Annotated in this window: 17 protein-coding genes; 10 read left to right on the forward strand and 7 right to left on the reverse strand. The window is 66.3% G+C overall.

Features of this window, described 5'->3' with window-relative positions:
- Window positions 1–67 precede the first annotated feature (67 nt).
- From NOV65_RS12710 to NOV65_RS12740, 7 genes are all read right to left on the reverse strand, one after another.
- A complete protein-coding gene (locus NOV65_RS12710; protein ID WP_257306839.1) occupies window positions 68–2,665 on the reverse strand; it encodes an OmcA/MtrC family decaheme c-type cytochrome in 2,598 nt (865 codons plus the stop codon).
- A 450-nt stretch (window positions 2,666–3,115) separates the two neighbouring features.
- Window positions 3,116–5,830 (reverse strand): OmcA/MtrC family decaheme c-type cytochrome, encoded by a 2,715-nt coding sequence (locus NOV65_RS12715; RefSeq protein WP_257306840.1) that lies wholly within the window; start codon window positions 5,828–5,830, stop codon window positions 3,116–3,118.
- Between the two features lie 271 nt (window positions 5,831–6,101).
- Window positions 6,102–6,509 carry a ComEA family DNA-binding protein gene (locus NOV65_RS12720; protein ID WP_257306841.1) on the reverse strand — a complete coding sequence of 136 codons (408 nt, stop codon included), beginning with the start codon at window positions 6,507–6,509 and terminating at the stop codon, window positions 6,102–6,104.
- Between the two features lie 173 nt (window positions 6,510–6,682).
- A complete protein-coding gene (locus NOV65_RS12725) occupies window positions 6,683–9,346 on the reverse strand; it encodes an OmcA/MtrC family decaheme c-type cytochrome (RefSeq protein ID WP_257306842.1) in 2,664 nt (887 codons plus the stop codon).
- Between the two features lie 89 nt (window positions 9,347–9,435).
- Entirely contained in the window at window positions 9,436–10,047 is a 612-nt protein-coding gene (locus tag NOV65_RS12730; RefSeq protein ID WP_257306843.1) for a hypothetical protein, read from the reverse strand.
- 69 nt (window positions 10,048–10,116) lie between these two features.
- Complete coding sequence (locus NOV65_RS12735) at window positions 10,117–10,590, reverse strand: hypothetical protein (protein WP_257306844.1); 474 nt, start codon at window positions 10,588–10,590, stop codon at window positions 10,117–10,119.
- Complete coding sequence (locus tag NOV65_RS12740) at window positions 10,590–11,972, reverse strand: hypothetical protein (RefSeq protein ID WP_257306845.1); 1,383 nt, start codon at window positions 11,970–11,972, stop codon at window positions 10,590–10,592. Before NOV65_RS12740 ends, NOV65_RS12735 begins: the two co-directional genes overlap by 1 nt.
- Window positions 11,973–12,498: 526 nt before the next feature.
- Here NOV65_RS12740 and NOV65_RS12745 point away from each other — a divergent pair.
- From NOV65_RS12745 to NOV65_RS12790, 10 genes are all read left to right on the forward strand, one after another.
- Window positions 12,499–14,145, forward strand: coding sequence for a thiamine pyrophosphate-dependent enzyme (locus NOV65_RS12745; RefSeq protein WP_257306846.1), 1,647 nt, complete (start codon window positions 12,499–12,501; stop codon window positions 14,143–14,145).
- Window positions 14,142–14,741, forward strand: a complete 600-nt coding sequence (locus tag NOV65_RS12750; protein ID WP_257306847.1) for an indolepyruvate oxidoreductase subunit beta — start codon at window positions 14,142–14,144, stop codon at window positions 14,739–14,741. The genes NOV65_RS12745 and NOV65_RS12750 overlap by 4 nt, the downstream gene beginning before the upstream one ends.
- 1 nt (window position 14,742) lies before the next feature.
- Complete coding sequence (locus tag NOV65_RS12755; RefSeq protein ID WP_257306848.1) at window positions 14,743–16,881, forward strand: acetate--CoA ligase family protein; 2,139 nt, start codon at window positions 14,743–14,745, stop codon at window positions 16,879–16,881.
- 63 nt (window positions 16,882–16,944) lie between these two features.
- Complete coding sequence (locus tag NOV65_RS12760) at window positions 16,945–17,712, forward strand: YwiC-like family protein (RefSeq protein ID WP_257306849.1); 768 nt, start codon at window positions 16,945–16,947, stop codon at window positions 17,710–17,712.
- 70 nt (window positions 17,713–17,782) lie between these two features.
- Window positions 17,783–18,229: an RrF2 family transcriptional regulator gene (locus tag NOV65_RS12765; RefSeq protein WP_257306850.1), complete on the forward strand. Its 447-nt coding sequence runs from the start codon at window positions 17,783–17,785 to the stop codon at window positions 18,227–18,229.
- 118 nt (window positions 18,230–18,347) lie between these two features.
- Complete coding sequence (locus NOV65_RS12770) at window positions 18,348–19,460, forward strand: hypothetical protein (RefSeq protein WP_257306851.1); 1,113 nt, start codon at window positions 18,348–18,350, stop codon at window positions 19,458–19,460.
- A 9-nt stretch (window positions 19,461–19,469) separates the two neighbouring features.
- Window positions 19,470–21,731: a molybdopterin oxidoreductase family protein gene (locus tag NOV65_RS12775; protein WP_257306852.1), complete on the forward strand. Its 2,262-nt coding sequence runs from the start codon at window positions 19,470–19,472 to the stop codon at window positions 21,729–21,731.
- Entirely contained in the window at window positions 21,731–22,312 is a 582-nt protein-coding gene (locus tag NOV65_RS12780) for a 4Fe-4S dicluster domain-containing protein (RefSeq protein WP_257306853.1), read from the forward strand. The genes NOV65_RS12775 and NOV65_RS12780 overlap by 1 nt, the downstream gene beginning before the upstream one ends.
- Complete coding sequence (locus tag NOV65_RS12785) at window positions 22,312–22,872, forward strand: QcrA and Rieske domain-containing protein (protein ID WP_257306854.1); 561 nt, start codon at window positions 22,312–22,314, stop codon at window positions 22,870–22,872. The genes NOV65_RS12780 and NOV65_RS12785 overlap by 1 nt, the downstream gene beginning before the upstream one ends.
- Entirely contained in the window at window positions 22,869–23,084 is a 216-nt protein-coding gene (locus tag NOV65_RS12790) for a DUF6755 family protein (RefSeq protein WP_257306855.1), read from the forward strand. Before NOV65_RS12785 ends, NOV65_RS12790 begins: the two co-directional genes overlap by 4 nt.
- Window positions 23,085–23,154: the final 70 nt, after the last annotated feature.

The following is a 23,154-nucleotide window of genomic DNA, read 5'->3' on the forward strand; positions in this document are numbered from 1 at the left end:
GTCACGTACCCGGGTCGAGCTTGATTGTGAGAAGGGCGGCATGCACCGCCCTTCCCGGGCCATGTACCTACTTGTGGAGGACGACGGGGTCGAACTGAGAACCCTTGCCGTGGCAGGTGGCGCAAGCTTCACCGGCGATGTTCAAGGCGCTGCGGTTCACCAGGATCTGGCCACCGTTGGTGACCATGTGGGCCTTGGCGGGAGCGCTGTCGTGGCAGGTGACGCAGGCAGCTGTGAACGGGGTGATCATCTTGTCCGTGGCGCTGACAGTATCCAGAGAGGCCTGGGCGTCCGTGGTGGTCAAGATGGCGCCGTTGTCAGCCAATTCGCGGCTGGCGAACAGCTTGCCCGTGGTGGGCAGGTTGTAGCCCGAGGGCGTGTGGCAGCTCTGGCAGTTGCTCAGGATGCCGGGGAAGCCGATCCGGGCGCCGTCCACGATGGTGAGCGAGCCGCCGCGATTACGCGCGATGGCGATGGGATTGGTGCGATCCGCGCCGGCGTGGATGCCGTGGATCATGTCCTTGAAGTTGTTGGTGGTCTGGGGGAACTTCAGGGCCACATTCGGGTTGGTCGGAACGGGGTTGGTGGTGAAGTCGATGCCCGTCCAGGCCTTCAGGGAAACCTGATCCTTGAGGGAGAGGACTTTGCCGCTGCCGGCAGTGAAGTAGGCGGTGATCTGGGCGTCGGAGGTGCCGCGGCCGCTGGTGGTGAGGCCGGGAACGTGGCAGGTGACGCAAACCTGGACTTCGTAGACGCGGTTGCCGCCATGACCTTCGAACCACTCGTGGCAGTTCGCGCACTTGGCGGAATCGATGACGGTGCGGCGAGCCGTGTCACCCGTGACGGTCTTGACCACGGAAATAGTGTGACGGGCGGCGGCCGGGCTGACCTGGGTGAAGTAGCCCTGCAGCGCGACGGAACGCAATGTGGCGGTGGCGGGGAACGCGTTGAGGACCGTCGCTGTGTAGTAGCCGTCGGCATCCGCCGCGGCGGACATCGTGCCAGAAGTCAGGGCCTTGTTGGTATCCAGCAGGGCGGCGATGGAAACCGACAGGGGCTGGCCGTTCTTGAGGCCAAGGTTGTTGTAGTCGGCGGGCGCGGTGATACCGTCCTGGTCCTGGGCATAGGCGAACAGGAAGCCGGGGGCGCCGGTGAAGCCCGTGAGGGGATTCGCCATCGCGGCGGCGGCGGCGTTGAAGGTGACAGGGGTGCCATCAGCCTTGATCCGGAACACGACCGTCGCAGTGGTACCGGCGACGGCGGCGGACTTGATCTCATAGGTGAAGTTCACCAGGCCGGCGGCGACCGTCGGATTGTGGGGCGTCACATTGAGGGTCATGTGATAGGTCTTGATGTCAGCCGAACCGTGGCAGATGCTGCAAGCCGCGTCATCGGTCTGAGGCACGGTGCTGCCCGGCATGTGGTTCACGCCCGTGGCGAAGTCCACCTGGTCGTGGCAGGTGCCGCAAGCCAGACGGCTGGGCTTGAGGTTCCAGTTCTGGGCCTGGGCCACGCCATCGTGGCACTTGGAGCACATGCGCTGACCACCATCCAGCATCGAGTAGCCGAGCTTCTCGAACTTGACGTTGGCGTAGTTGTAGCCGTCCTTGGTCAGTTCGGCACCCATGTGGATCCGGTGGGCCATGGCGGTCAGATCGCCCACGGCGCCGCCATTGATCTTGCGCTGACCGGCGACGGCGTCATAGCCCGTGGCCGTGGTGGCAGCTTCGGCATAACCGAACTTGCGCTGATCGGTGTGGCAGACGGCGCAGTAGCGCACTTCGACCCGGCCACCACCGTGGAAGGCGAGCTTGTCGTGGCACTGATTGCAGTTGCCGATGGCTACGACGTCGCGGTTGTCCGCCCCGGCGGCCAGAGGGGCACCGGTGGCTGGCACGAAGTCATAGATCACGTTGATGGGGTTCTCCATGTTGACGGAGGGTGTCACGGTCACGCCATTGGCGGTGTTGCTGCCGGTTCCGCGCGCGGCGCCGGAGAACTGCAGGGTGATGCGGTGGACCAGGCTGGGCGCGTAGGTCACGTCACCCAGGTCGGCCTTGGCGCTGGGCGCGGTGTAGGTCGCCGCATCCAGAGCCGCCTGGACCTTGGTGATGTCGCGGTAGAAGGTGTATTTGTAAGTGCCGTCGCCGTTGTCCACCAGGGTGCCCGTGTTGTCGGTCGTGGGCCGGGTGGGGGCCGCAGCGGCGGTGGTGGTGGGCGTGCTGGTCACGATGTAGCTGACCCACTTGCTGGGGGCCTTCGTGGTCGCATCCTCGGGAACCAGCTTCGCGATGGCGAAGGCCAGGTTGGGATAGCTCGGCAGGAGCGCGGTGGAGCTCTTCGATGTGGCAGCGCCGAGGCCCACGATGGGCGTCCCGGCCGCGTCAGTTAGCTTGAAGGACACCACCGGGGCGGCGCCCATGGTGACACCGGTGACCTGGCCCACGGGCTTGAGGGCGGCCCACTGCTCGGGAGTCACCTTGGTGACGTCGACCAGGGGAACGGCATTGGTGCCGTTGGTTCCGTTCGTGCCGTTCGTGCCGTTCGTGCCGTTCGTGCCGTTGGCGCCGGCCGGGCCTGTCTTGCCGTCACAGGCGACCAGCGCGAGGAGCACGGCGGCCGCGGCGAGGGCGCCGCAGAGTTGTTTCAAGGGTCGGTGTTGCATGCTGCATTCTCCTTTGAGGAGTCGAGCTGCTGTTGTGGGGGGTAGGGGACACTCCCGCAGGCCGGGGAGGAGCGTGGATGCAATTCGGCTGCTCGCGCTGGCAGCCTGTGACACAAACAACACACGCACCTCCCGGGAGGAGAGTTCCATCGGGGATTCGTCAATGATGATCTACCGGTAATTTAACCAGTCAACCACCCTTGTGACGTTTGTCACCTGCTGGTCATAAATTGTAAAAACAAAATACCTCTTATTGATGTTGCGAATCATTTCCCATACCTGGATTGCCGCGAAATTCCCCCTTCCCCCGGGATGCTTCCCAGCCAGTCCACCTGGCGATCGGAGCGGGCATGACAAAACAAGGACCCGGCACTGGAAGGTGTCCGGGCCCTTGCTGTTTCACTGTTGCTGGCCACCAGGGCGCGGCGAACCGCGCCCTGGTGGGGGACATCACTTGAAGGTCATGTGGACGGCCTTGATGTCAGCCGTGCGGCCGGCGCCATGGCAGACCATGCACTGCTCGACCTTGAGGAGCGCCGTGGCGCGGGGTTCATAGAAGGCACCGCCATTGCCCTGGAAATGGGCGATCTCAGCCGCGGAGTCATGGCAGTTGGAGCAGGCCGCCGTGATCGGCGAGCTCACCAGGGTGGTGGCGGCGGCGTCGGTGTAGGCCGTGGTGGCGGAGGGAGAGAAGTTCGTCGTGAAGCCCGAACCATAGACGGCGCCGGCGGTCACGAAGGGGGACCAGTAGGTGCCCGGGATGGTCTCCGTGCCCGTGACGACGACATTCACGGGGTTCGGCACCGTACCGGTGGCGACGGTGGTCCAGAGCAGGTTGGGAAGCGCGGCCGCGCTGGCGCTGTTCCGGAAATCGTAGGAACCGGGCACGTGGCAGGCTTCACAGTTGTTCAGGATCGCCGGGTAGGTGATCTCCCAGTACTTGTCGCCAGCAGCGGCTTCCCAGGAGTACTTGTTCGCACGCTTGTCCGCGGAATGGAGCGCGTGGACCGCGTCCTTGATGTTCACGCCCCAGCCGTTGTTCACGCGGTTCACGTTGTGGCAGAAGGTGCAGGTCGGCGCATCGTTGCGCTGGCCGGCGTGGTAGACCTTCTCGGTGAAGATGCCCAGCGTGGCGTGGCAGTCATTGCACTTCTGGTTGCTGACGATGGCGCGGCGGGCGGTGCTGCCGCTGACCAGCTTGGTGACATTGGGGGCCGGTACGCTTACGCCGCCCTGACCGGTGCCGGTCACCTGGACATACTTGCTCGTGGTGGTGTTGAAGGTCACCTGCAGAGGCGTGTAGGCGTAGCCTGCCACGTCGGTCTGGGTCAGGGGCTGGGTGGAGCTCAGGCCGTAGGTGTAGCCGATGCCGCCGGTCAGGTTTGTGGCGGTGGCGGGGATCACCACGCCCGTCATGGTCAGGGTGTAGTAGCCGTTGGCGTCGGGGCCCGATAGGGTTCCGGCCGCCGTGGCTGCCAGGGTGTTGCCGTACTGATCCAGACCGTCCCCGCGCCAGATGTTCTTGACGTAGGTGCTGACGGACGCGTTCCAATCGGCTGGGGTGGCGATGCCGTCCTGAGGCACGGAGAAGGTCAGGTAGACGCTGGGGCCGCCGGCATAGTTGTCCCAGAACTCAGGCGTGCTGGCGGTGCTCACGAAGGTCTTGAAGTCCTTCCGCAGCCCGTCTTCCAGGAAGCGGAAGACGAACACGGGCTGGCGGCTCGCATTCAGGCTGACCGACTGGAAGTCCCAGGTCAGGCGGTGGGCGCCGGCGGGCAGGATGCCGGTGTAGCCAGCCACATAGGAGGCGTTGGTGTTGTTGTTGCCGCCGGAGGCGACCAGCCAGGCATTGTTCGGGTTGGGCGCGACCACCGGAGTGTGGATGACCTGCATCTGCGAGGCGCCATGGCACCCGATGCAGTTCTGGTCGCTGGTCTGGGCGCCACCGGCATGATTGGCACCGCTGATCCAGATGATGCTGTCGTGGCAGGCGCCACAGGCCAAGCGGCTGGGAACGCTGGTCCAGTTGTCGCCCTGGGGGGCGGCGGCCGACTGGGTGTGGCACTTCGTGCAGTTCCGCAGATCCTGCGGATAGGTCACTTCGTTGTACTGGGTGCCGAACTGGTTGTAGCCCTGGTAGGTGAGGAGCTCGCCTGTGTGGATCTTGTGGATCATGTTCGGGAAGTTGGGTAGCGCCCGATCCTGGAGCCTGGCGGTGAAGATGCCGTAGGCCCCGGGGACGAGGGCATTGCCTGTGGCCGGCAGGGATTCGGTGGCGCCGTACTTGTGCTGCTCGGTATGGCAGACCACGCACAGCAGGACGTCATGGATGGGCGGGAAGTAGTTGGCGTGGAAGGCCAGCTTGGTGTGGCAGCTGTTGCAGCCTGCCTGATCGGCGATCACTCGCTGGGCATCCGAGGCGGTGACCGCCTTGCCCGTGGAAGGGATGAAGTCGTAGGACAGGTTGGCGGAATCCAGCGTCTGGATCGTGGTGCCGGGTTGATTCCCGCCCACCGTGATGATCAGGCGATGGGTGAGGGTCGGATCGTAGGTCAGATCGTCCAGGTCGGCCTTGAGGTGGGTGGCGTCATAGACGGTGGCCGCATCCACGTAGCCTTTGACCTTGGTGATGTCCAGGGCGAAGGTATAGGTGTAGGTTCCGTCAAGGTTGTCCTTCAGGATTCCGTCGTTCTCATGCTCGGCGAAATGGGGCACGGCGCTCTGCCCGGCGGCGGGAGTCTCTGTGACGACGTAGTTCACCCAGCGGCTGGGGCTCCCCGAAGCTGCATCGGCTGGGATGAGCTTGGCGATCGCGAACGCGAAATTGGGGTAGGTCCCATTGGCCGCCTGGCTGGCCAGGCCACTTACCGGCGTGCCCACGCCGTCCGTGACCGTGAAGGTCACGACGGGGGCACCGCCCATGGTGACGCTGTTGACCGTTCCCTTGAGCGCCAGCTTGGCCCACTGGTCGCTGGTCAGCTGGGCGGCATTCACGGTGAGGACGGCATTGGTTCCATTCGTGCCGTTGGTTCCGTTCGTCCCGTTGGTGCCATTGGTGCCGTTGGCCCCGGCCGCACCCGTCTTCCCGTCACAGGCCACCAGCATGAGAACGACGGCGGTCCCGGCGATGAGACCGCAGATCTGTTTCAGAGGTCGATGCTGCATGGTTCATCCTCCTTGGGGTAGGGATTTGCAGGCGGTTCAGGCGGTATGGGGCAATCACGCTTGATTCAATTGGACTGGCACCCACAGGCGGACCTGAGCGAAGAGTTTCGGCAATGATGATCCTTCGGTAATTTATGAAGTCAATCGCCCTTGTGACTTGTGTCACGGCACGCGTGACAATCAAGTTCCACCCGACAGCGACAGGTTGGGAGGCCGGTACGCGAAAAGGCCCCCGGATATCGGGGGCTCTTCTATTAAATTTCCGCGGTTCTTATTTGGACTTAGCCTTCACGCTTGGTTGTCTGGCCACGATCTGCTTCCGGAGTGTCTGGAAGAGATCGTTCGGCAGGACGTTCTTCGTCACCAGAAAGGCCTTGGAGAGGTAGGGACGGCCCGCGATGATCTTGTCGGCGTAAGCATCCGTGATGCCCGGCAGGGTCTTCAGCTGATCCTTGGTGGCGCTGTTGATGTCGATGGCCTTGGCTTCGGTCTCTGCCTTCACCTTGGCCCGGGCCTTGGTCTTGGCGGCCACGGCCTTCGCTTTCGCGTCCTTCGCGGCCTTGGTGCTCTTGGGCTGGGTCTTCCGGGGCGGTTCCGTCTCCTCCTGGGCCCGGGCCATGGGGGCGGGTGCAAGCAGGGCCAGGGTGGCCAGGGTGAACTTCAGCAGGGGGTTCTTCATGGGGACCTCGTGAGCCGGAGGCCGATTGTCCGGCCTGCGCATCGGCATTGTCAATCGGCCTGGTCGGCAGGGGGCGATCAGAAAGAGGACCCGGAGCGGTCAGGCGTCCGGGTCCTCGTTCGTTGCGGTGACTGGTCGCCAGGGCGCGGCGAACCGCGCCCTGGCGGGGGACATTACTTGAAGTTCATGTGGACGGCCTTGATGTCAGCCGTGCGGCCGGAGCCGTGGCAGACCATGCACTGCTCGACCTTGAGGAGCGCGGTGGCGCGAGCCTCGTAGAACGCCCCGCCGTTGCCCTTGAAGTGGGCGATGGCAGCCGGGGTGTCGTGGCAGTTAGAGCAGGCGGAGGTGATCGGGCTGTTCACCAGGGTGGTGGGCGCCGCGTTGGTGATCACCTGGGTCGTGGCGTTGTAGCCGAAGCCACTGCCGAAGACATAGGCGGAACCGTAGGCAGCCGCGAAGGGCGACCAGTAGACGCCGGGAACCGTCTCATTGCCGGTCACGATGGCATTGACGGGAGTCGGGGTCGTGCCAGTGGCGACGGTGGTCCAGAGCAGGTTGGGAATGGCGGCCGCGTTGGTGCTGTTGCTGAAGTCGTACGAGCCGGGCACGTGGCAGGCTTCGCAGTTGTTCAGGATGGCCGGGTAAGTGACATTCCAGTAGGTGTCGCCCGCGGAGACTTCCCACGAGAACTTGTTCACCCGCTTGTCTGCGGCGTGGATGGAGTGGATCGCATCCTTGATGTTCACGCCCCAGCCGCTGTTCACACGGTTGACGTTGTGGCAGAAGGTGCAAGTGGGGGCGTCGTTGCGCTCACCGGCATGATACGTCTTGTCGGTGAAGACACCCAGGACGGCGTGGCAGTCGTTGCACTTCTGGTTGGCGACGATGGAACGACGGGCCGTCTGAGCCGCGAAGCCGGCGGGCAGGGTTCCGCTCACGAGCTTGGCGACGTTGGGAGCGGGCACGCTCAGGCCGCCGGTACCGGTGATGCCACCGGAGTAGGGGAAGGCCGGGAGGTCAATCTGAGTGAGCGGCGGGTTGCCGTAGCTGTAGTTGTAGCCAATGCCGCCCGTGATCTGGGTAGCGCTGGCGGGGACCGCCGCGACGAACGTCAGAGCGTAGTAGCCGTTTGCGTCAGGGCCGGCCATGGTCGCGGTCGTGACGGTCTTGTTCCAGACGTTCCGGATGGTGGCGCTGAGCGTGGCGTTCCAGTCAGCCGGGGCGGTGATGCCGTCTTGGGCGACGCCAAAGGCGATATAGGCGTTGGGGCTGCCGATGTAGCCGGGCATCAACTCGACCGTGGCGTCGGCGGCGGCGGGGGCCGCGTTGAAGGCCACTGCGGTGCCGTCCTTCATGAAGCGGAAGGTGACCACGGGCTGATTGCTGCTGTTGAGGGTGATGCTCTTCAGATCGTAGGTGATCTGGTGGGCGCCGGCGGGCAGGATGCTCTTGTAGTCGGCGATGTAGGAGCCGTTGGTGTGGCTGCCGGCGACGTAGCCCGGGTTGGGCGCGACCATCGGGGTGTGGATGACCTGCATCTGCGAGGCGCCGTGGCAGCCCGTGCAGTTCAGGTCGCTGGTCTGGGGGCCACCAGCGTGGTTGGTGCCGGCCACCCAGTCGATGCCATCGTGGCAGGCGCCACAGGCCATGCGGCTGGGGTTGGTCTTCCAGGCATCACCCTGAGGGGTGGCAGCGATGGAAGCCGTGTGGCACTTGGAGCAGTTGCGCAGATCCTGCGGGTAGGTGGTCTCGTTGAAGGGGATTCCGGCGTAGAGGTAGCCGGTCTTCTGCAGGAACTCACCCGCATGGAGGCGGTGGATGAAGGCCGGGAAATCGCCCGCGGCCAGACCATTGATCTTGTAGGTGTTGCCGGTGTAGCCCGTGGCCGTCGTGGTGGCTTCGGGGTTGCCATACTTGCGCTGGTCGTTGTGGCAGACCACGCAGTAGCGGGGGTCGATACGGTTGCCGCCGTGGACTTCGAAACGGGTGTGGCAGGAGTTGCAGGAGGCCATGTCCACGATGTTGCGCTGCGCATCGGCGGCAGGAGCGGCGCCGGTGGCGGGCACGAAATCGTAGGTGATGTTCGCGGGGGTCAGGATGGGCACGCCGGTGATGCCGGTATTGGAACCATCGGGGGTGTTGGTGCTGGTGCCGCGGGCATTGCCGCCGATCTGGATGCTGACCCGATGGGTCAGGGTGGGCTGGTAGGTCACGTCGCCAAGATCAGCGCGGAACTGGTTCTTCGTGGCATCGTAGGCATAGCCATCCAGGAAGGCCTGGGCAGCGGTGATGTCGCGGTAGAAGGTGTACTTGTAGGAACCGTCGCCGTTGTCGACCAAGGTGCCCGTGTTGTCGGTGCTGGGCTTGGAGGGAGCCGCGGCGGTGCTGGTGGTGGGCATCGTGGTGACGATGTAGTTCACCCACATGCTGGGGCTGCCGTTGGTGCCGGGCACCAGCTTCGCGATGCTGAAGCCGAAGTTGGCGTAGCTGGGGACCAGGGCAGTAGAGGTCTTGGTGGTGAAGCCGAGACCGCTGACGGGGGTACCCTTGCTATCGGTGACCGTGAAGTTGACGACGGGCTTGCTGCCCATGGTCACGCTGGTGACAGTGCCGTTGAGGGCGAGCTGGCCCCACTGATCGGGGGTGAGTTGGGCGGCGTTCACCGTGATGGTCGCGTTGGTGCCATTGGTACCGTTGGTGCCATTGGTGCCGTTGGTGCCGTTGGTGCCGTTGGCGCCGGCGGGGCCTGTCTTGCCGTTACAGCCGATCAGCACCAGGGCGACGGCTGCGGTGGCGATGAGGCCGCAGAGCTGTTTCAGAGGTCGGTGTTGCATGCTTCATTCTCCTTAGTGGGAGTCAAACTGCGGTTGGGTGGACGGGGTGGGAAGACTTCAGGCTGATCGACGAGATAGGCGCCTCCTTATCAGAAGCTCGTGCCGTGGCACAGGGTGTTGTTGAAGCAGCCGGGCGCGGTGCCGGCGGGCGCCGGAGTCACGGGCTTGAGGGAGGAGTTGGCCCCATTGAGATGGCACTGGGCGCAAGCGGGAGCGTTCCCACCGTTCGTGTTGACATGGCTGGGCGACGTGAACGTGGCCCCGCGCCAGGGAGCGTCGGGGTGCGGCGCCTTGGTGTGGCAGGATTTGCAGGAGACGGCGATGCCATCGGTGTAGTTCGCCCCGTGGCACTTGGTGCAGTAGGCGAAGCCGGCGCCATCGACCACCGTGCCGCCGATCAGCTGGGTGGTGGCCGGTACGGCCTGGGCGCCGAGGCGACCGTGCTGGCTGGGATCCGCCCAGCCCGTGGGGTGGTTCACGCCATTCGTGTGGCAGGTGAAGCAGCTCACCTTGGAGATGCCGCCCGCCTGGGCCGGATCCGAGGTGGAGCCGTGGCAGGTCCGGCACTGGTCGGGCGCCTTGGCGTAATCGACGTAGTGGACTTCGATCCAGTTCGTCGGGTGCTGCCCGGTGGTGGCATTGAACGGGGCCGCCTTCCCGGCGGTTCCGGCGCATCCCCAGGCAAGAAGCGCGAGGACCATCGCGAAACAGCTTCCTACCATCAGCTTAGTTCGGCTCATTGTGTTCCCCTTGGACACGAATTCAGATCCCTACCGGTGGCAGGCTGCGCACTTCTCGTTGTTGGCCCGGCCGTGGCAGGCGTAGCAGCTGGACGGATCCATCTTCCCTTCGATGCGATGCTGGGTCATGAAGTCGCCCCGATGCGGCGTCTCCCGATCGGGCCGGTCGCTGAAGCGGGTGGCGGGCTTCATGGGGACCTTCCCCCCGTGGCAGTCCGCGCAGAAGGACTGGGCGTGGCAGGCGGCGCAGGTATTGGAGTCCTGGTTGGCCTGGAACCGGTGGTCCTTCACGAAGGTGGGCGTGTGGTCGAAGGCGGCGAAGGGCTTCTGCGCGCCCTTGGCCACGTCGTTGCTGTGGCACTCGGAGCAGATGGGACGGCCCGCACCCAGCTCCTGGGGGTGGGTCGCCGCGAAGCTCGCCTCAGGCGAAATGAGGCTGCACGCCATCAGGACGCCGAGACCCAGCGCGATGCCGATGATCTGGAAAATGGACTTCCGGGCCATTAGCGACCTCCCTTCTTAGCAAAGCCGAACCGATACTCGGCCCGCAGGAGCCCCCGGGTCTCGTGCTTCGCGACCGGGGTGCTTCCGTAGCTGACGTCTCCGGACACCTTCACGTTCGAGGTGGCCTGGTATCCGAGTGAGCCCACCACTTCATAGACGTTCCTGATCCCGACGAGGTAGGGATTCTCGCTGTCATAGCGCTGGAGAATGCCGTCCAGGCTCGCGGTCAGCTTGCCCCTGGTGACCATGGCCCACATGCGGGCTTCCTTGTGGCTCAGGCTGCGGTAGGGAGTCGCGGGATCCACGAACTTGGTATTCCCGGCGTTCACCCAATGGGCGCCGAGGCCGGTGAGGAAGGTCTTTTCGCTGGAGGCCCAGCGGATCTCACCACCGGCCCGGTTCACGTCGCCGAAGGACTCGCGGTGCATGTGGCGGTAATCACCCACCAGCTGGACGCCGGTGGGGGCGTTCCAGGTGATGCTGCCCCCGAAGCCGCGGAACATGTCGTTCTCATCCTGGTGGAAGAGGGACGGGAGGTTCGTGCCGGCGAAGAAGGCGTAGAAATTCCGTTCCGCATAGTTGCCGGTCATGGTGACCTGCTCGCCGAACTTCACGGTGGCGGTGTAGTCATGCTCGGCGATATTGGAGCGATCCCGGGTGCCGGGAGCCTGGTCCGGGTGGCTGGCTACGTCGAAGACGGTCCGACCGCGGAGATCGAAGACGGTGGCGGGCGTGATCCGGATGTCCACACCCAGCTGCTTCCGCGTGTAGTCGATGGGGGAGGGGATGTCGAGGTCCTTGGCGGCCTTGGTGCCGTCCTGGAGGTAGGAGACGCCGATCTCGCCGACCTTGGGCATGCGCCAGGCGAAGCGGGTGCCGAAGATGAAATCCCGCTGGAACTCGTAGTCAGCCTGATTCCGGGGATCCACCGTCTTGTAGTAGACCGGCTTCCCACCGAAGGCCGACACGGAGAACCCGCCACGCAGGTCCGTTCGGACGCTGACACCATCCACCTGCTCGAAGCCGGTGGCCTGGTTGGTCGTGAAGCGACCCGCCTTGATCTCGGCATTGGCCTGGTCGAAGCGGTACTGCAGGTACCCGTAGTTCAGGTAGCCGCCGGACTTCGAGCCGTCGAAGTTGCTGGCGTCGCCCAGGTCCGTCCGGCCCCAGCCGAAGAGGTGCAGCGACAGGTTGTCGGTGCCCAGCTTGGTGGCGTCGATGCCCAGGTACTGGGTGGCCGGAGTGAAGGTGCTCTTGTCAAAGCCCGGCGTCTCCTGCTTCCACATCTGGGCCATGGTGGTGCCGTAGAGGCTCACCTCCTGGCCCCAGGCCGTGGCGGACATCAGAGTGGCAAGCAGGACCACTTGGGTTCGTGGCTTCATGATTCGCCTCATGCGGGTGGCGTGAATGGACCGGGGTGGAATAGCGGAAGGAGCAGAGCTGTGATCTTTGAAAAGGCTTGCCAGTGCGGGCTGGACGAGGATGAAAGTTGATCCTGGCGTCAGAAACCAAACTATAGCTCTCACTCTGGCTACCTCAAGGGTGTAAATGCTCGATTCGAACATGAATGTATGGTTGTTTGGTTTGATGAAAAAAATTGATCAATTAATAGTAAAATATTGAAATTAAAATGTTTAAAAAAATATATATGGCAAAAAACAGGCACTTAAAATTTCGTGGTCGTGACAGATTTTCTCTTCGTCGACAAAGTTGTGACCTTTGCCACTGGGTAAAGGTTCCCATTCGCAGAGCCAGCCGGAAGGTGTCCGGGCCTCCTTCAGGGGCCTAGTCATCACGGCTTCCCTGCCCCCGGGGCGGGGCGGTCCTCTGGTCGGACCAGCCCCCCTGTGACCCTGGGCACTGACGCGGCTCCGCATACTTCCCGCTTGGAAAAGGTTGGAGGTTTTCATGGTTCAGAGCACCCTCGCGCTGGGGGTCGAAGCGGTGGGATGTGCCGCCTTCGATGCCGGCATCAAAGGCGCGTTCGGTTATCCGGGCACGCCATCCACGGAGGGGTTCGAGGCGGTCGAGCTGCTCATCCACGGGGCCCAGGACGGCCGAGTGGCCCAGTGGGCCGCCAATGAGAAGGTGGCCTACGACCTGGCCCTGGGCATGAGCTACAGCGGCCACCGGACTCTGGTGACCATGAAGCATGTGGGCCTGAACGTGGCCATGGACGCCTACGCGAACTCCGCCCTCACGGGGGTCCGGGGCGGGCTGGTGCTGCTGGTGGCCGACGATCCGGGCATGCACAGCAGCCAGAATGAGCAGGACAGCCGCCGCCTGGCGGAATTTGCCTGGCTGCCCTGCCTGGAGCCCAGCACCGTCCAGGAGTGCTATGACCTCACCTTCCGGGCCTTCGAGCTATCCGAGGCGCTCCAGGTGCCCGTGATGCTGCGCATCGTGACCCGCCTGGCCCACTGCCGCGCCGCCCTCGCCCGCCGGAAGACGCAGGCCCCCACCGGCCTGGGCCCCGTGCCGGAAGCCGCCGTCCAAGACTGGGTGCTGATCCCCGCCAATGCCCGCCGCCGGTACGTGGATCTGCTGGACAAGCAGCCCCGCCTGATGGCCGAGGCCACGCCCCTCAACCGCCTGATCCCCGGCACGATTCGTCGCGGCGTCGCGCTGGCTGGCATGGGCCGCGCCTACTTCGGACAACTGCTTCACGAGAATCCCGCCCTGTCCGCCCTCTCCCGTCTTGAGATCGCCGCCTACCCCGTGGATCCGGCCCTGGAACAGGCCTTTCTGGCCCAGGTGGACGAGGTGGTGGTCTTCGAGGAGGACTACCCGGTGCTGGAGGAGCGCCTGGGTCTGCGCGGCACCGCTCAGATCCGCGGTCGCCTCGATGGCGCCCTGCCCCGTACGGGCGAGCTGTCGCCGCGTCTTCTGAAGGACGCCCTCGGCGTGGAAGCCCCGGTTGGAAAGGCCGCCTCCAGCCTCGAGCTGCCGATTCGCGCGCCCCGCTTCTGTGACGGCTGTGGCCATGTGGACGCCTACGAGGCGTTGAAGGAGGCTCTCGTCCAGGTCGGGGCCCCGGAGACCCGCGTGTTCGGCGACATCGGCTGCTACACCCTGGCCGCCCAGGAGCCCATGGCCGCCATCCACGCGGTCGTGGAGATGGGCGCCAGCATCAGCATGGCCGTGGGCGCGGCCCTGGCGGGCCAGAACCCCTCCGTGGCCGTGATCGGTGATTCCACCTTCGGCCATAGCGGCCTGCCGGCCCTGCTGACCGCTGTCGATTCCGGCGTGAACGTCACCGTGATCATCCTCGACAACCGCGTGGTGGGCATGACGGGCCAGCAGCCCAGCCAGGCCCTCGATCAGGTCGAGCGCATGGTGCGGGGCATGGGCATCCCGGACGATCAGCTCCAGGTGCTCCTGCCGGTGCCCAAGCAGCACGATGCCAACGTGGCCGCCGTCACGGCCGCCCTCCGGCATGCCGGCCCCTCGGTGGTGGTGTTCCGCCGGGAGTGCATCCAGTCCATCCGCCGCGGTGTCCTGAAGGATCACGACCGCCAGGAACGCGAGCGCTGCACCACCGAGGTCTGCTCATGAACGCTTCCCGCATCCACGGCATCGTCCTGTCCGGCGTCGGCGGCCAGGGGGTGCTCTCCCTCGCCCAGATCCTGCTGGAGGCCCTGCGCCGTAGCGGCCTTCACGCCCTCCAGTCCGAGATTCACGGCATGAGCCAGCGGGGCGGCAGCGTCCACGCCCAGGTCTGCTTCTCCGAGGCCGCCCTCACGTCGCCCATCCTTGATGAGGGTGGAGCCGATCTGCTCATCGCGCTCGAACCCCTGGAGGCCCTCCGTTACGTGTCCATGCTCCGCATGGACGGCCACCTGGTCGTCTCCGAGGAACCTCAGATGGACATGGCCGGCTACCCGCCCCTGGATGACGTCTACGCCGCCCTCAAAGCGGTGCGCGGGGCCCACCTGGTCGACACCGAGGACCTGGCCCGGCGCCTCAACCACCGCCAGGCCGGTGGCATGGCCCTGCTGGGCATGGCCTCCCGTTTCCTGCCCATCGAGGACGGTGTCTGGCGCGAGGTCATCGCCCAGCGCTTCGAAGCCAAGGGTGCGCGCGTCACCGAGAAGAACCTCGAGGCCTTCGAGGCCGGCCGCGGCCTGATCCACGACCCAGTGGGAGCCTGACATGCACACGACCACGGGATTCCTCCACGAGGGGCGCGCCTACGGCCTGCTCGCCGCCGCGGGTCTGCGGGTGCCCCGCCACGGTTTCCTGGAGACAGGCCCCCTGCCCTTCGCCCCCGGTGAACCCATCGTGCTCAAGGGCATCGCGGACCAGCTCTGGCACAAGTCCGACAAGGGCGCCGTCCACTTCGGACCCTTCGATGAAACGGCCCTGAAGGCCGAAGCCGCCGCCATGAAGATGCGGGTGCCCGAACATCCGTGGATCGGCGGTCTGGTCTGCGAAAAGGTGGCTTTCAAGCGCCTGGCGGGCCTCCCCACGGAAGCCCTGGTCTCGCTCAAGCGCGATCCCGACGCGGGTTGGTTGGCCGTCTGCGGCATCGGTGGCCTCCAGGCCGACGCCTGGGCCGCTCTCGCCCCGCCCTTGATCTGGCCCCTGGCCCTGGCCACGCCGGAGCAGGCCCTCGCGGACCTGCGGGAACACTGGCTGGGCCGCACCTGGCTGGGCCGCCAGCGGGGCACCGAGGCCCTCACGGACGAGGCGAAGCTGCTGGCCTTCCTCCAGGGCCTGTGGCGCGCCGCGGAAGGCCTGGAGCGGGAAGGCGTCACCCTGCTGGAGCTCAATCCCGTGGTGTTGGATGGCGACGGTCTGCCCACCGCCCTGGATGGTGTGGGCACCCTCGACGCCGCCGTGACCGCACCGCCAGCGGTGCCGGATCCAGCCTGGTACCACGCCCTGGTGGCCCCGCGGGACCTCGTCATCGCCGGCGTGTCCAGCCGCGCCGGCACCGTGGGCCGCATCATCCTCGAGAACGTCCAGCGGTCCACTCTGCCCCCGGGCGCCATCCGCCTCATCAAGCCCGGCGCCGCCGAGTTCCTGGGCCTGCCCTGCCTCAGCTCGGTGGCCGACCTCGCCACCGCCCCCACGGACCAGCTCATCGTCTCCCTGCCCGCGCCTTCGACCCTGGAGGTGGTGGAACAGCTCTGCCGCCAGGGAGGCGGCGCGACGGTCGTCTATGTGGTGGCGGGCGGCCTCGGCGACGGCGCCGATGCCGAAGGCCTCGGCCAGCGGCTTGTGGCCTGCCTCGAGGACCATCGCCGCGCCGGCAAGTGGACCCCGGCCCTGGTGGGTCCCAACGGCCTGGGCCTCTACAGCCCCGACCAGGACCTGAACACCCTCTTCATCCCCGACGAAAAACTGCCCCTGCGGCCCAAGTCGGGCCACGCGGCGCTGGTGAGCCAGAGTGGCGCCTTCCTCATCACGCGCTTGAGCCGTCGGCCCGAACTGGGCCTCCGCGCCGCCGTGGCCATCGGCAACCAGATGGATCTGCGCTGCTCGGACTTCCTGGCCGGCTTCGGCTCGGACCCCGCCGTGCAGGTGGTTGGCGCCTACCTGGAGGGCTTTGCCCCCGGCGACCTCAAGGCCACCGCCGCGGCCGCGGCGAAGCTCCGCGCCACCGGCCGCCGCGTGTTGTTCTACAAGGGTGGGCGCAGCCAGGAGGGCATGGCCGCCGCCAGCAGCCACACGGGCGCCCTGGCCGGCGATCACGCCCTCCAGGCCAGCGTGCTGCGCCGGGCGGGCGTGCTGCTCGCCGAGCGCATCGAGGCCTTCGACTCGGCTCTCTCCTGGCTTGGGGCCTACGCCAAGGGCACGCCCCGCCGCGTGGCCATCATGACCAACGCGGGCTTCGAGTCCGTGGCCTCGGCCGATCTGCTGGAGGGCCCCTTCCGGGGTTCGAAGCTCACGGAAGCCGAAACCGCCGATCTGACGGCCACCATCGAAGCCCACGGTCTCACGGGCCTCGTGAGTCCGCGCCTGCCCCTGGACCTTACCCCCATGGCCGACGAGGCCGCCTACCTGGCCGGCGCCCGCCTGCTGCTGGCCTCGGAGGCCGATGTGGTAGTGGTAGGCCTGGTGCCCCTCACCCGCCGCCTCGGCACGGCGGATCCGGCGGCCTTCGGGCCCTTCGCGCGGGCCCTGGCCGCCCTCGCCTCCGGGAGCGGCAAGTGGCTGGGCGTGGCCGTGGAGGGCGGCGTCCTCTACGATGCCTACCGCCAGGGCCTCCGGGAGGCCGGCCTGCCCGTCTTCCTCACCATGGAGGAGGCCCTGGAGGGCCTGCGGCTCATCGCCTCCGAAGTGTGATCCCCCGCATGGCAAGACTCGGGACTTGCGGTCAGACTCTATTTCGGACCTGAAAGGGCTGAAATGTCCCGAATCCTCCCCCCCTGGCGCACCCTCCTGCCCGCCGAGCACGGCAGCTGGTTCATGCTCGGATTCCCGCTGGTGCTGGGCCTATTGCTCCGCCCCAGCCCGGGCGGGTTCTGCCTCGGCTTGGCCGCCCTGACCTTCTTCCTCGCACGGCCCTCCCTTCGGCGCGTGCTCACAGGCCAACGGGACTCCCTCCAACTCCGGGCTCTGCTTCTGTTTGGAACCCTCGCAGCCGGATTCGGAGCCACGGCCCTTGTCTTTTCAGGCCCACGATTCCTGATTCCATTGGCCTGTGTGGCCCCCCTGGTGCTTCTGGCCCTGCGGGCTGACCTCCAGCGGTCCGTGCGCTCGCTGGCCGTGGAGCTGGCGGCTCAGGGGGCCTTTGCAGGCCTGGCTGCCGCCATCCCTGCGGCCGGTGGGGCGCCCCTGATCGAGGCCGGTCGGGCCTGGCTCTTCACCACCCTGGTGGGGGGCGCCAACCTCGCCCACGTGCGGCGCCTCCTGGGCCATGCCCACAAGCTTGCCGAGGAGGAACTCCAGCATCGGCGGATCCCCGTCCATGTCCTCCACCTGCTGCTGATCGGGATGTCCGCACTCTTGCTGGCGCCCCGGGGGCTGGCCGGGTGCCTCTGGACCGGCTGGACGGGCCTGCTCTACCTCCGGGCCCTGGCGGCCTACCGGCCCATCCCGGCCCGCACCCTCGGCTGGCGCGAGGGGGGCCTGAGCGTGCTGGGACTGCTGCTCCTGTGGCGGGCCCTGCTCTGACCTCGATCACAAATGGGCTGGACTCCAGAATCCTAGGGCCTGCTCCTCAAATCAGAAGTATTATTCCGGAATGCTCTTCTCGACCGCCACCGGCTATGCCCTGCGAGCCCTCGCCGCCCTCCCCGAGGATGGGAGCTTCTGCCTGGCCAAGGATCTGTCCGCCAGCCTGGAACTGCCCGGGCCCTACCTGGCGAAGATCCTCCAGGGGCTGGTGCAGGCCGAGATCCTCGAATCCGTGCGGGGCCCCAAGGGCGGGTTCCGCCTGCTGCGGCCTTCCCACCGGATCACCGTGGGCGAAGTCGTCATCGCCCTGGAGGGCCCGAACTCCATGGATGGCTGCATCATGGGCTTCCCCACCTGCGGCGGCGACCACCCCTGCCCGCTGCACGAGGCCTGGGGGGCCGTGAAGGCCCAGGTGGCCACCTCCATGACCGAGGCCACCATCCGGGATCTGCAGCTCATGGACCTGCGGCACCAGAAGGATGCGAAGGACCGTCCACCCTGCGAAAAGCCCTGACCGCAGCGCGCTGAACATGGATGGCTCAGCCTAGAAGCTTGAATTCATCCTTTTTTGTCTTAAATTAGGACTTGCAGATCCTTTTATTCTGGACCTCAGGTCCTCCCGGAGCCCAGTCATGCGCGTCTTCGATGAACTCGATCTCGAAGCCCGTCCCCTCCTAGGGGCCGCCCTCGCCACCCTGGCCCTCTGCGGCGCCGTCGCCCTGGGCAGCCGGGGCGGACGTTGGCTGGATCCTGCGCTCCTTGGCTACCTGCTGGCCACCCTCTTCGCCTGCTTCGGCGTCACCTACCGCTACTTCTCCTGGATCGAACGGCCCGCCACGCGGATGTACTTCCGGCACACTCTCCGCACCCTGTTCTCCCCGAGGGCGATCAAAGCCCTGCCGCGGATGGCTCTGCTGACCCTGGACCAGATCGTGCTCCAACGCTTCATCGAGAAGCGCTCCATCAAGCGATGGGGCGCCCACGCCCTTCTGGCCTGGGGCTGCCTTCTGGGCTTCGCGGTGACCATCCCCCTGGTCTTCGGCTGGGTTCGGTTCACCAGCGAAGGCCTGGACGCCACCCGCTACCAAGCCTGGGTGCTGGGCTTCCCGGCGGGGTCCTTCCCCCTCGACAGCTTCATCGCCTTCTGCAGCTTCCACGTGCTGGATCTGGCGGCCGTCATGGTGATCGCGGGCTGCGTCCTGAGCCTCATCCGCCGCAAGCAGGATGAGGGGGACTCGGCCACTCAGCGCTTCGACCTGGACCTGCTGCCCCTGGTGCTCCTCATCGCCGTGAGCATGACGGGCCTGCTGCTCACCGCCTCGGAGAAGTGGCTCCAGGGCCGCAACTTCGCCACCCTGTCCTTCCTGCATGAGCTGACGGTGATCCTGCTGCTGCTGGGGCTGCCCTTCGGCAAGCTCTTCCACGTGGTGCAGCGACCCGCCCAGGTGGGCGTCACGATCTACAAGGCCGAGGGCGAGCGCGAAGGCCGCCTGCCCTGCAAGGGCTGTGGCGCCCCCTTCATCCGGGCCAACCAGCGTCGCGACCTGGAAGCCCTCTGGGCGGTGCTCGAGCTGGACGGCGCGCGGCACAGTGCCTCCGTTCATCACCTGGATCTCTGTCCCCGCTGCAAGCGCCGGCTCGTGGCCAAGGCCCAGGGCGAGCGGCTCCACGGGGCCTTCGACCCCTTCGCCACCGTCCCCGTGTATGCCGAGCCTATTTCCGATCCCATCAGCATGAAGTCCTGAGAGGTCCCCATGAGCACGCTTCCCCTCTCCCAGGACCAGCTTCGTGCCCAGTTCGGCCCCCACCTCAACCTGGCCCCGCCGGGGGGCTGGCTGGCGGACCCCACCCCGGACAAGGTGGTGGAGACCCACTGCTGCTTCTGCGGCCAGCAGTGCGGCATCAAGCTCAAGGTGAAGGACAACAAGGTCATCGGCTTCGATCCCTGGGAGGAGTTCCCCTTCAACCAGGGGAAGCTCTGCCCCAAGGGCGTGAAGCGCTACCTCCAGGGCAACCACCCGGATCGCCTCACCAAGGCCATGAAGCGCACGGAGAACGGCTTCGAACCCATGGACTGGAACGAGGCCATGGACCGAACCGTGGCCGAGATCCAGCGCATCCAGGGGCAGCACGGCAAGGATGCCTTCGCGGTACTGTCCGGCGTGTCGCTGACCAACGAGAAGAGCTACCTGGCGGGCAAGTTCGCACGGCTGGGCCTCCAGACCAAGAACCTCGACTACAACGGCCGCCTCTGCATGGTGAGCGCCGGCGCAGGGAACAAAAAAGCGTTTGGCGTCGACCGCGCCGCGAACTCCTGGGCTGATATCGAGCACGCCAAGGTGATCTGGGTGGCCGGCTCCAACGTGGCCGAGTGCTCCCCCATCACCACCGACTACATCTGGCGGGCCCGCGACAAGGGCGCCCTGCTCATCGTGGTGGACCCCCGCATCACACCCCTGGCGCGCACCGCCGATCTGGTGCTGCCGCTGAAACCCGGCACGGACTCGGCCCTGACCAATGGCATCCTCCACCTGCTGAACAAGTGGAACCTCATCGACTGGGAGTTCGTGAAGGCCCACACCCATGGCTTCGAGGAAGCCCTGGAAGCGGTGAAGGACTGCACGCCTCAGTGGACCAGCCAGATGACCGGCCTGCCCGTGGAGGCCATCGAGAAGGCCGCCCGCATCTGGGGCGAGGCCGAGACCAGCTTCCTCCTCCACGCCCGCGGCATCGAACATCAGAGCAAGGGCGTGGACAACGTCCTGGGCTGTATCAACATGGTGCTCGCCACGGGGCGCATCGGTCGGCCCGGCTGCGGCTACGCCACCATCACGGGCCAGGGCAACGGCCAGGGCGGCCGCGAGCACGGCCACAAGTGCGACCAGCTGCCGGGCAACCGTGACATCAGCAATCCCGAGCACCGGAAGTACATCTGTTCCGTCTGGGGCTGCACCGACGAGGAGCTGCCGGGCGTGGGCCAGAGTGCCCAGGAGATCATGAACGCCATCCACTCTGGCGAGATCAAGGGCCTGCTGCTGCTCTGCTTCAACCCGCTGGTGTCCCTGCCGGACTCGCAGTTCACCCGGGAGGCCCTCAACAAGCTGGAGTTCTTCGTCTGCCTGGATTTCTTCCTCAGCGAGAGTGCCCAACACGCCGACCTCGTGCTGCCCTCGGCCCTGCACGAGGAGGACGAGGGCACCACCACCAGCGCCGAGGGCCGCGTCATCAAGATCAACAAGGCCGTGGACTGCCCCGGCGATGCCCGCCCCGACTGGCAGATCATGGTGGAGTTGGCCAAGCGCTTGGGCCGCGGGAAGTACTTCGACCACTTCACCAGCCCCGAGGCCATCTTCAATGAGCTGCGGGTGGCCTCCAAGGGCGGCACCGCCGACTATGCGGGCATCACCTACGAGAAGATCGTCAAGAACATGGGCGTGTTCTGGCCCTGCCCCACGGAGGATCACCCCGGCACGCCGCGCCTCTTCGAAGGCGGCCAGTTCTTCCACCCCGACGGCAAGGCGAAGTTCATCCCCACGCCCTGGCGGCCGCCCATGGAGGTGGTCGATGACGATTACCCCATCTGGCTCACCTCGGGCCGCGTGGTCTTCCACTACCTGAGCGGCACGCAGACGCGCCGCATCGGCTTCCTGGTGGAGCAGTGCCCGCATCCCTACCTGGAGATCCACCCACGCCTGGCAGAGAAGTACGGCCTTCAGGAGGGCGATGCCGTGGAGATCACCTCCCGGCGCGGCATCATGGTGCTGCCCGCCAAGGTGGTGAAGACCATCCGCCCCGACACCGTGTTCATCCCCTACCACTGGGCCGGAGCCCTCTCCGCCAACCGCCTCACGGCCCGGCACCTGGATCCCGTCTCGAAGATCCCCGAGTTCAAGGTGAGTGCCGTGCGGCTCAAGAAGACCACCAGGGACCAGTTCTCCCCGGAACTGGCGGAGCTGCAGCGCATGGCCTACGAGGCCCGCAGCGGCCAGTCCCAGATGCCCGAGCAGGTGTTCTGATGGTGCCCCAGGACTACGGCTTCTTTATCGATCCGCAGCGCTGCATCGGCTGCCGCTCCTGCGTGGGCGCCTGCGCCGAGTGCGGCACCCACCGCGGACGCTCCATGATCCACCTGGACGAGATGGACCGCTTCGACAGCCCGCAGACGGTGCCCACGGTCTGCATGCACTGCGAGGATCCCATCTGCGCCCAGGTCTGCCCCTCGGACGCCATCAAGCGCAGCGAGGACGGCGTGGTGCACGCGGCGCAGAAGCCGCGCTGCATCGGCTGCCAGAACTGCGAGCTGAGCTGCCCCTTCGGCGTGCCCATCGTGTTCTCGGGCCTGGAGCAGATGCTCAAGTGCGACCTCTGCTATGACCGCACCTCCGAGGGCCACAAGCCCATGTGCGCCACGGTCTGCCCCAGCCAGGCCCTGCTCTTCGTCCGCAAGGACGAGGTGGCGAACCTACGCCACAACAAGCCGCTGCGCGACTTCCTCATCGGCAGCGTGCGGGTGAAGACGAAGAACGCCATCATGGTGCCCGATCCGGATACGCCCCTGCACCTGGATGCGGCTTTGCTCATAGATGGAGGCCTCTGATGATCTGGTGGCGCCGCGCCTTCCCCCTTGAGCTGGCCGAAGAAGGCCACTTCTCCCGCCGCGAGTTCGCCCGCTTCCTGGCCGTGGTGAGCGCCGGGTTCACCGCCGGCATCGGCTACCTGTGGCTGCGGAAGAAGCCCCTGGAGGGCGCCTCCGATCCCGAGGCCAGGCACGCGGAACTGCCTGTGGCCCTGGGTCTGGCCACGGACCTACAGCCCGGCCAGAGCCGCCTCTTCAAGTTCCGGGACGCGCATGATGCCTGCATCCTGCTCCGCACCCCCAAGGGCGAGCTGAGGGCCTACCGGCAGACCTGCACCCACCTGGGTTGCGCCGTGCGCTACGCCGGTGAGCGCCTGGAGTGCCCTTGCCACCTGGGCTTCTTCGAGCCGGACCGCGGCTTCCCCGTGCAGGGCCCGCCCAGCCGGCCGCTCGCCGCCATCGCCCTGGAGACCCGCCCCGACGGAACCCTCTGGGCCGTGGGCGAGCTGCCCAAGCCCACCCTGGAATCCCTCGACCACCGCGCCGCCTGCCCGCGCGAGAAGACGGAGGTGACCGCATGAACACGCCCCGCGTTCGCATCTCCCCCGCCGCCCTGGGCGTCATCCTCGTGCTGCTGGTGATCCAGCTCTACCTCTTTGAGACCGTGCTGGGCGCTGTCCTCGACGGCCAGCGCAGCGTCCTCCCCGGCGCCTTCTTCGTCTCCCTGGCCCTCAGCGCCATCGCGCTCTTCCTGGCCTTCAGGAGCACCGTGGAGTACGGGCCGAAGGAGTAGGGGTCGGCAGCTCGGGAAAAAAGGATCTCCACGAAGGACACGAAGAAATAAAGGCAAGGGCACGAAGCCC

Source organism: Geothrix campi (genome assembly GCF_024609265.1).
Lineage (GTDB): Bacteria > Acidobacteriota > Holophagae > Holophagales > Holophagaceae > Geothrix > Geothrix campi.

Coding starts and splice junctions, on each gene's coding strand:
- NOV65_RS12755 (WP_257306848.1), top strand. CDS start 14,743: ATGCACACGACCACGGGATTCCTCCACGAGGGGCGCGCCTACGGCCTG.
- NOV65_RS12750 (WP_257306847.1), top strand. CDS start 14,142: ATGAACGCTTCCCGCATCCACGGCATCGTCCTGTCCGGCGTCGGCGGC.
- NOV65_RS12740 (WP_257306845.1), bottom strand. CDS start 11,972: ATGAAGCCACGAACCCAAGTGGTCCTGCTTGCCACTCTGATGTCCGCC.
- NOV65_RS12760 (WP_257306849.1), top strand. CDS start 16,945: ATGTCCCGAATCCTCCCCCCCTGGCGCACCCTCCTGCCCGCCGAGCAC.
- NOV65_RS12775 (WP_257306852.1), top strand. CDS start 19,470: ATGAGCACGCTTCCCCTCTCCCAGGACCAGCTTCGTGCCCAGTTCGGC.
- NOV65_RS12715 (WP_257306840.1), bottom strand. CDS start 5,830: ATGCAGCATCGACCTCTGAAACAGATCTGCGGTCTCATCGCCGGGACC.
- NOV65_RS12720 (WP_257306841.1), bottom strand. CDS start 6,509: ATGAAGAACCCCCTGCTGAAGTTCACCCTGGCCACCCTGGCCCTGCTT.
- NOV65_RS12785 (WP_257306854.1), top strand. CDS start 22,312: ATGATCTGGTGGCGCCGCGCCTTCCCCCTTGAGCTGGCCGAAGAAGGC.
- NOV65_RS12790 (WP_257306855.1), top strand. CDS start 22,869: ATGAACACGCCCCGCGTTCGCATCTCCCCCGCCGCCCTGGGCGTCATC.
- NOV65_RS12780 (WP_257306853.1), top strand. CDS start 21,731: ATGGTGCCCCAGGACTACGGCTTCTTTATCGATCCGCAGCGCTGCATC.
- NOV65_RS12745 (WP_257306846.1), top strand. CDS start 12,499: ATGGTTCAGAGCACCCTCGCGCTGGGGGTCGAAGCGGTGGGATGTGCC.
- NOV65_RS12735 (WP_257306844.1), bottom strand. CDS start 10,590: ATGGCCCGGAAGTCCATTTTCCAGATCATCGGCATCGCGCTGGGTCTC.
- NOV65_RS12725 (WP_257306842.1), bottom strand. CDS start 9,346: ATGCAACACCGACCTCTGAAACAGCTCTGCGGCCTCATCGCCACCGCA.
- NOV65_RS12730 (WP_257306843.1), bottom strand. CDS start 10,047: ATGGTCCTCGCGCTTCTTGCCTGGGGATGCGCCGGAACCGCCGGGAAG.
- NOV65_RS12770 (WP_257306851.1), top strand. CDS start 18,348: ATGCGCGTCTTCGATGAACTCGATCTCGAAGCCCGTCCCCTCCTAGGG.
- NOV65_RS12710 (WP_257306839.1), bottom strand. CDS start 2,665: ATGCAACACCGACCCTTGAAACAACTCTGCGGCGCCCTCGCCGCGGCC.
- NOV65_RS12765 (WP_257306850.1), top strand. CDS start 17,783: ATGCTCTTCTCGACCGCCACCGGCTATGCCCTGCGAGCCCTCGCCGCC.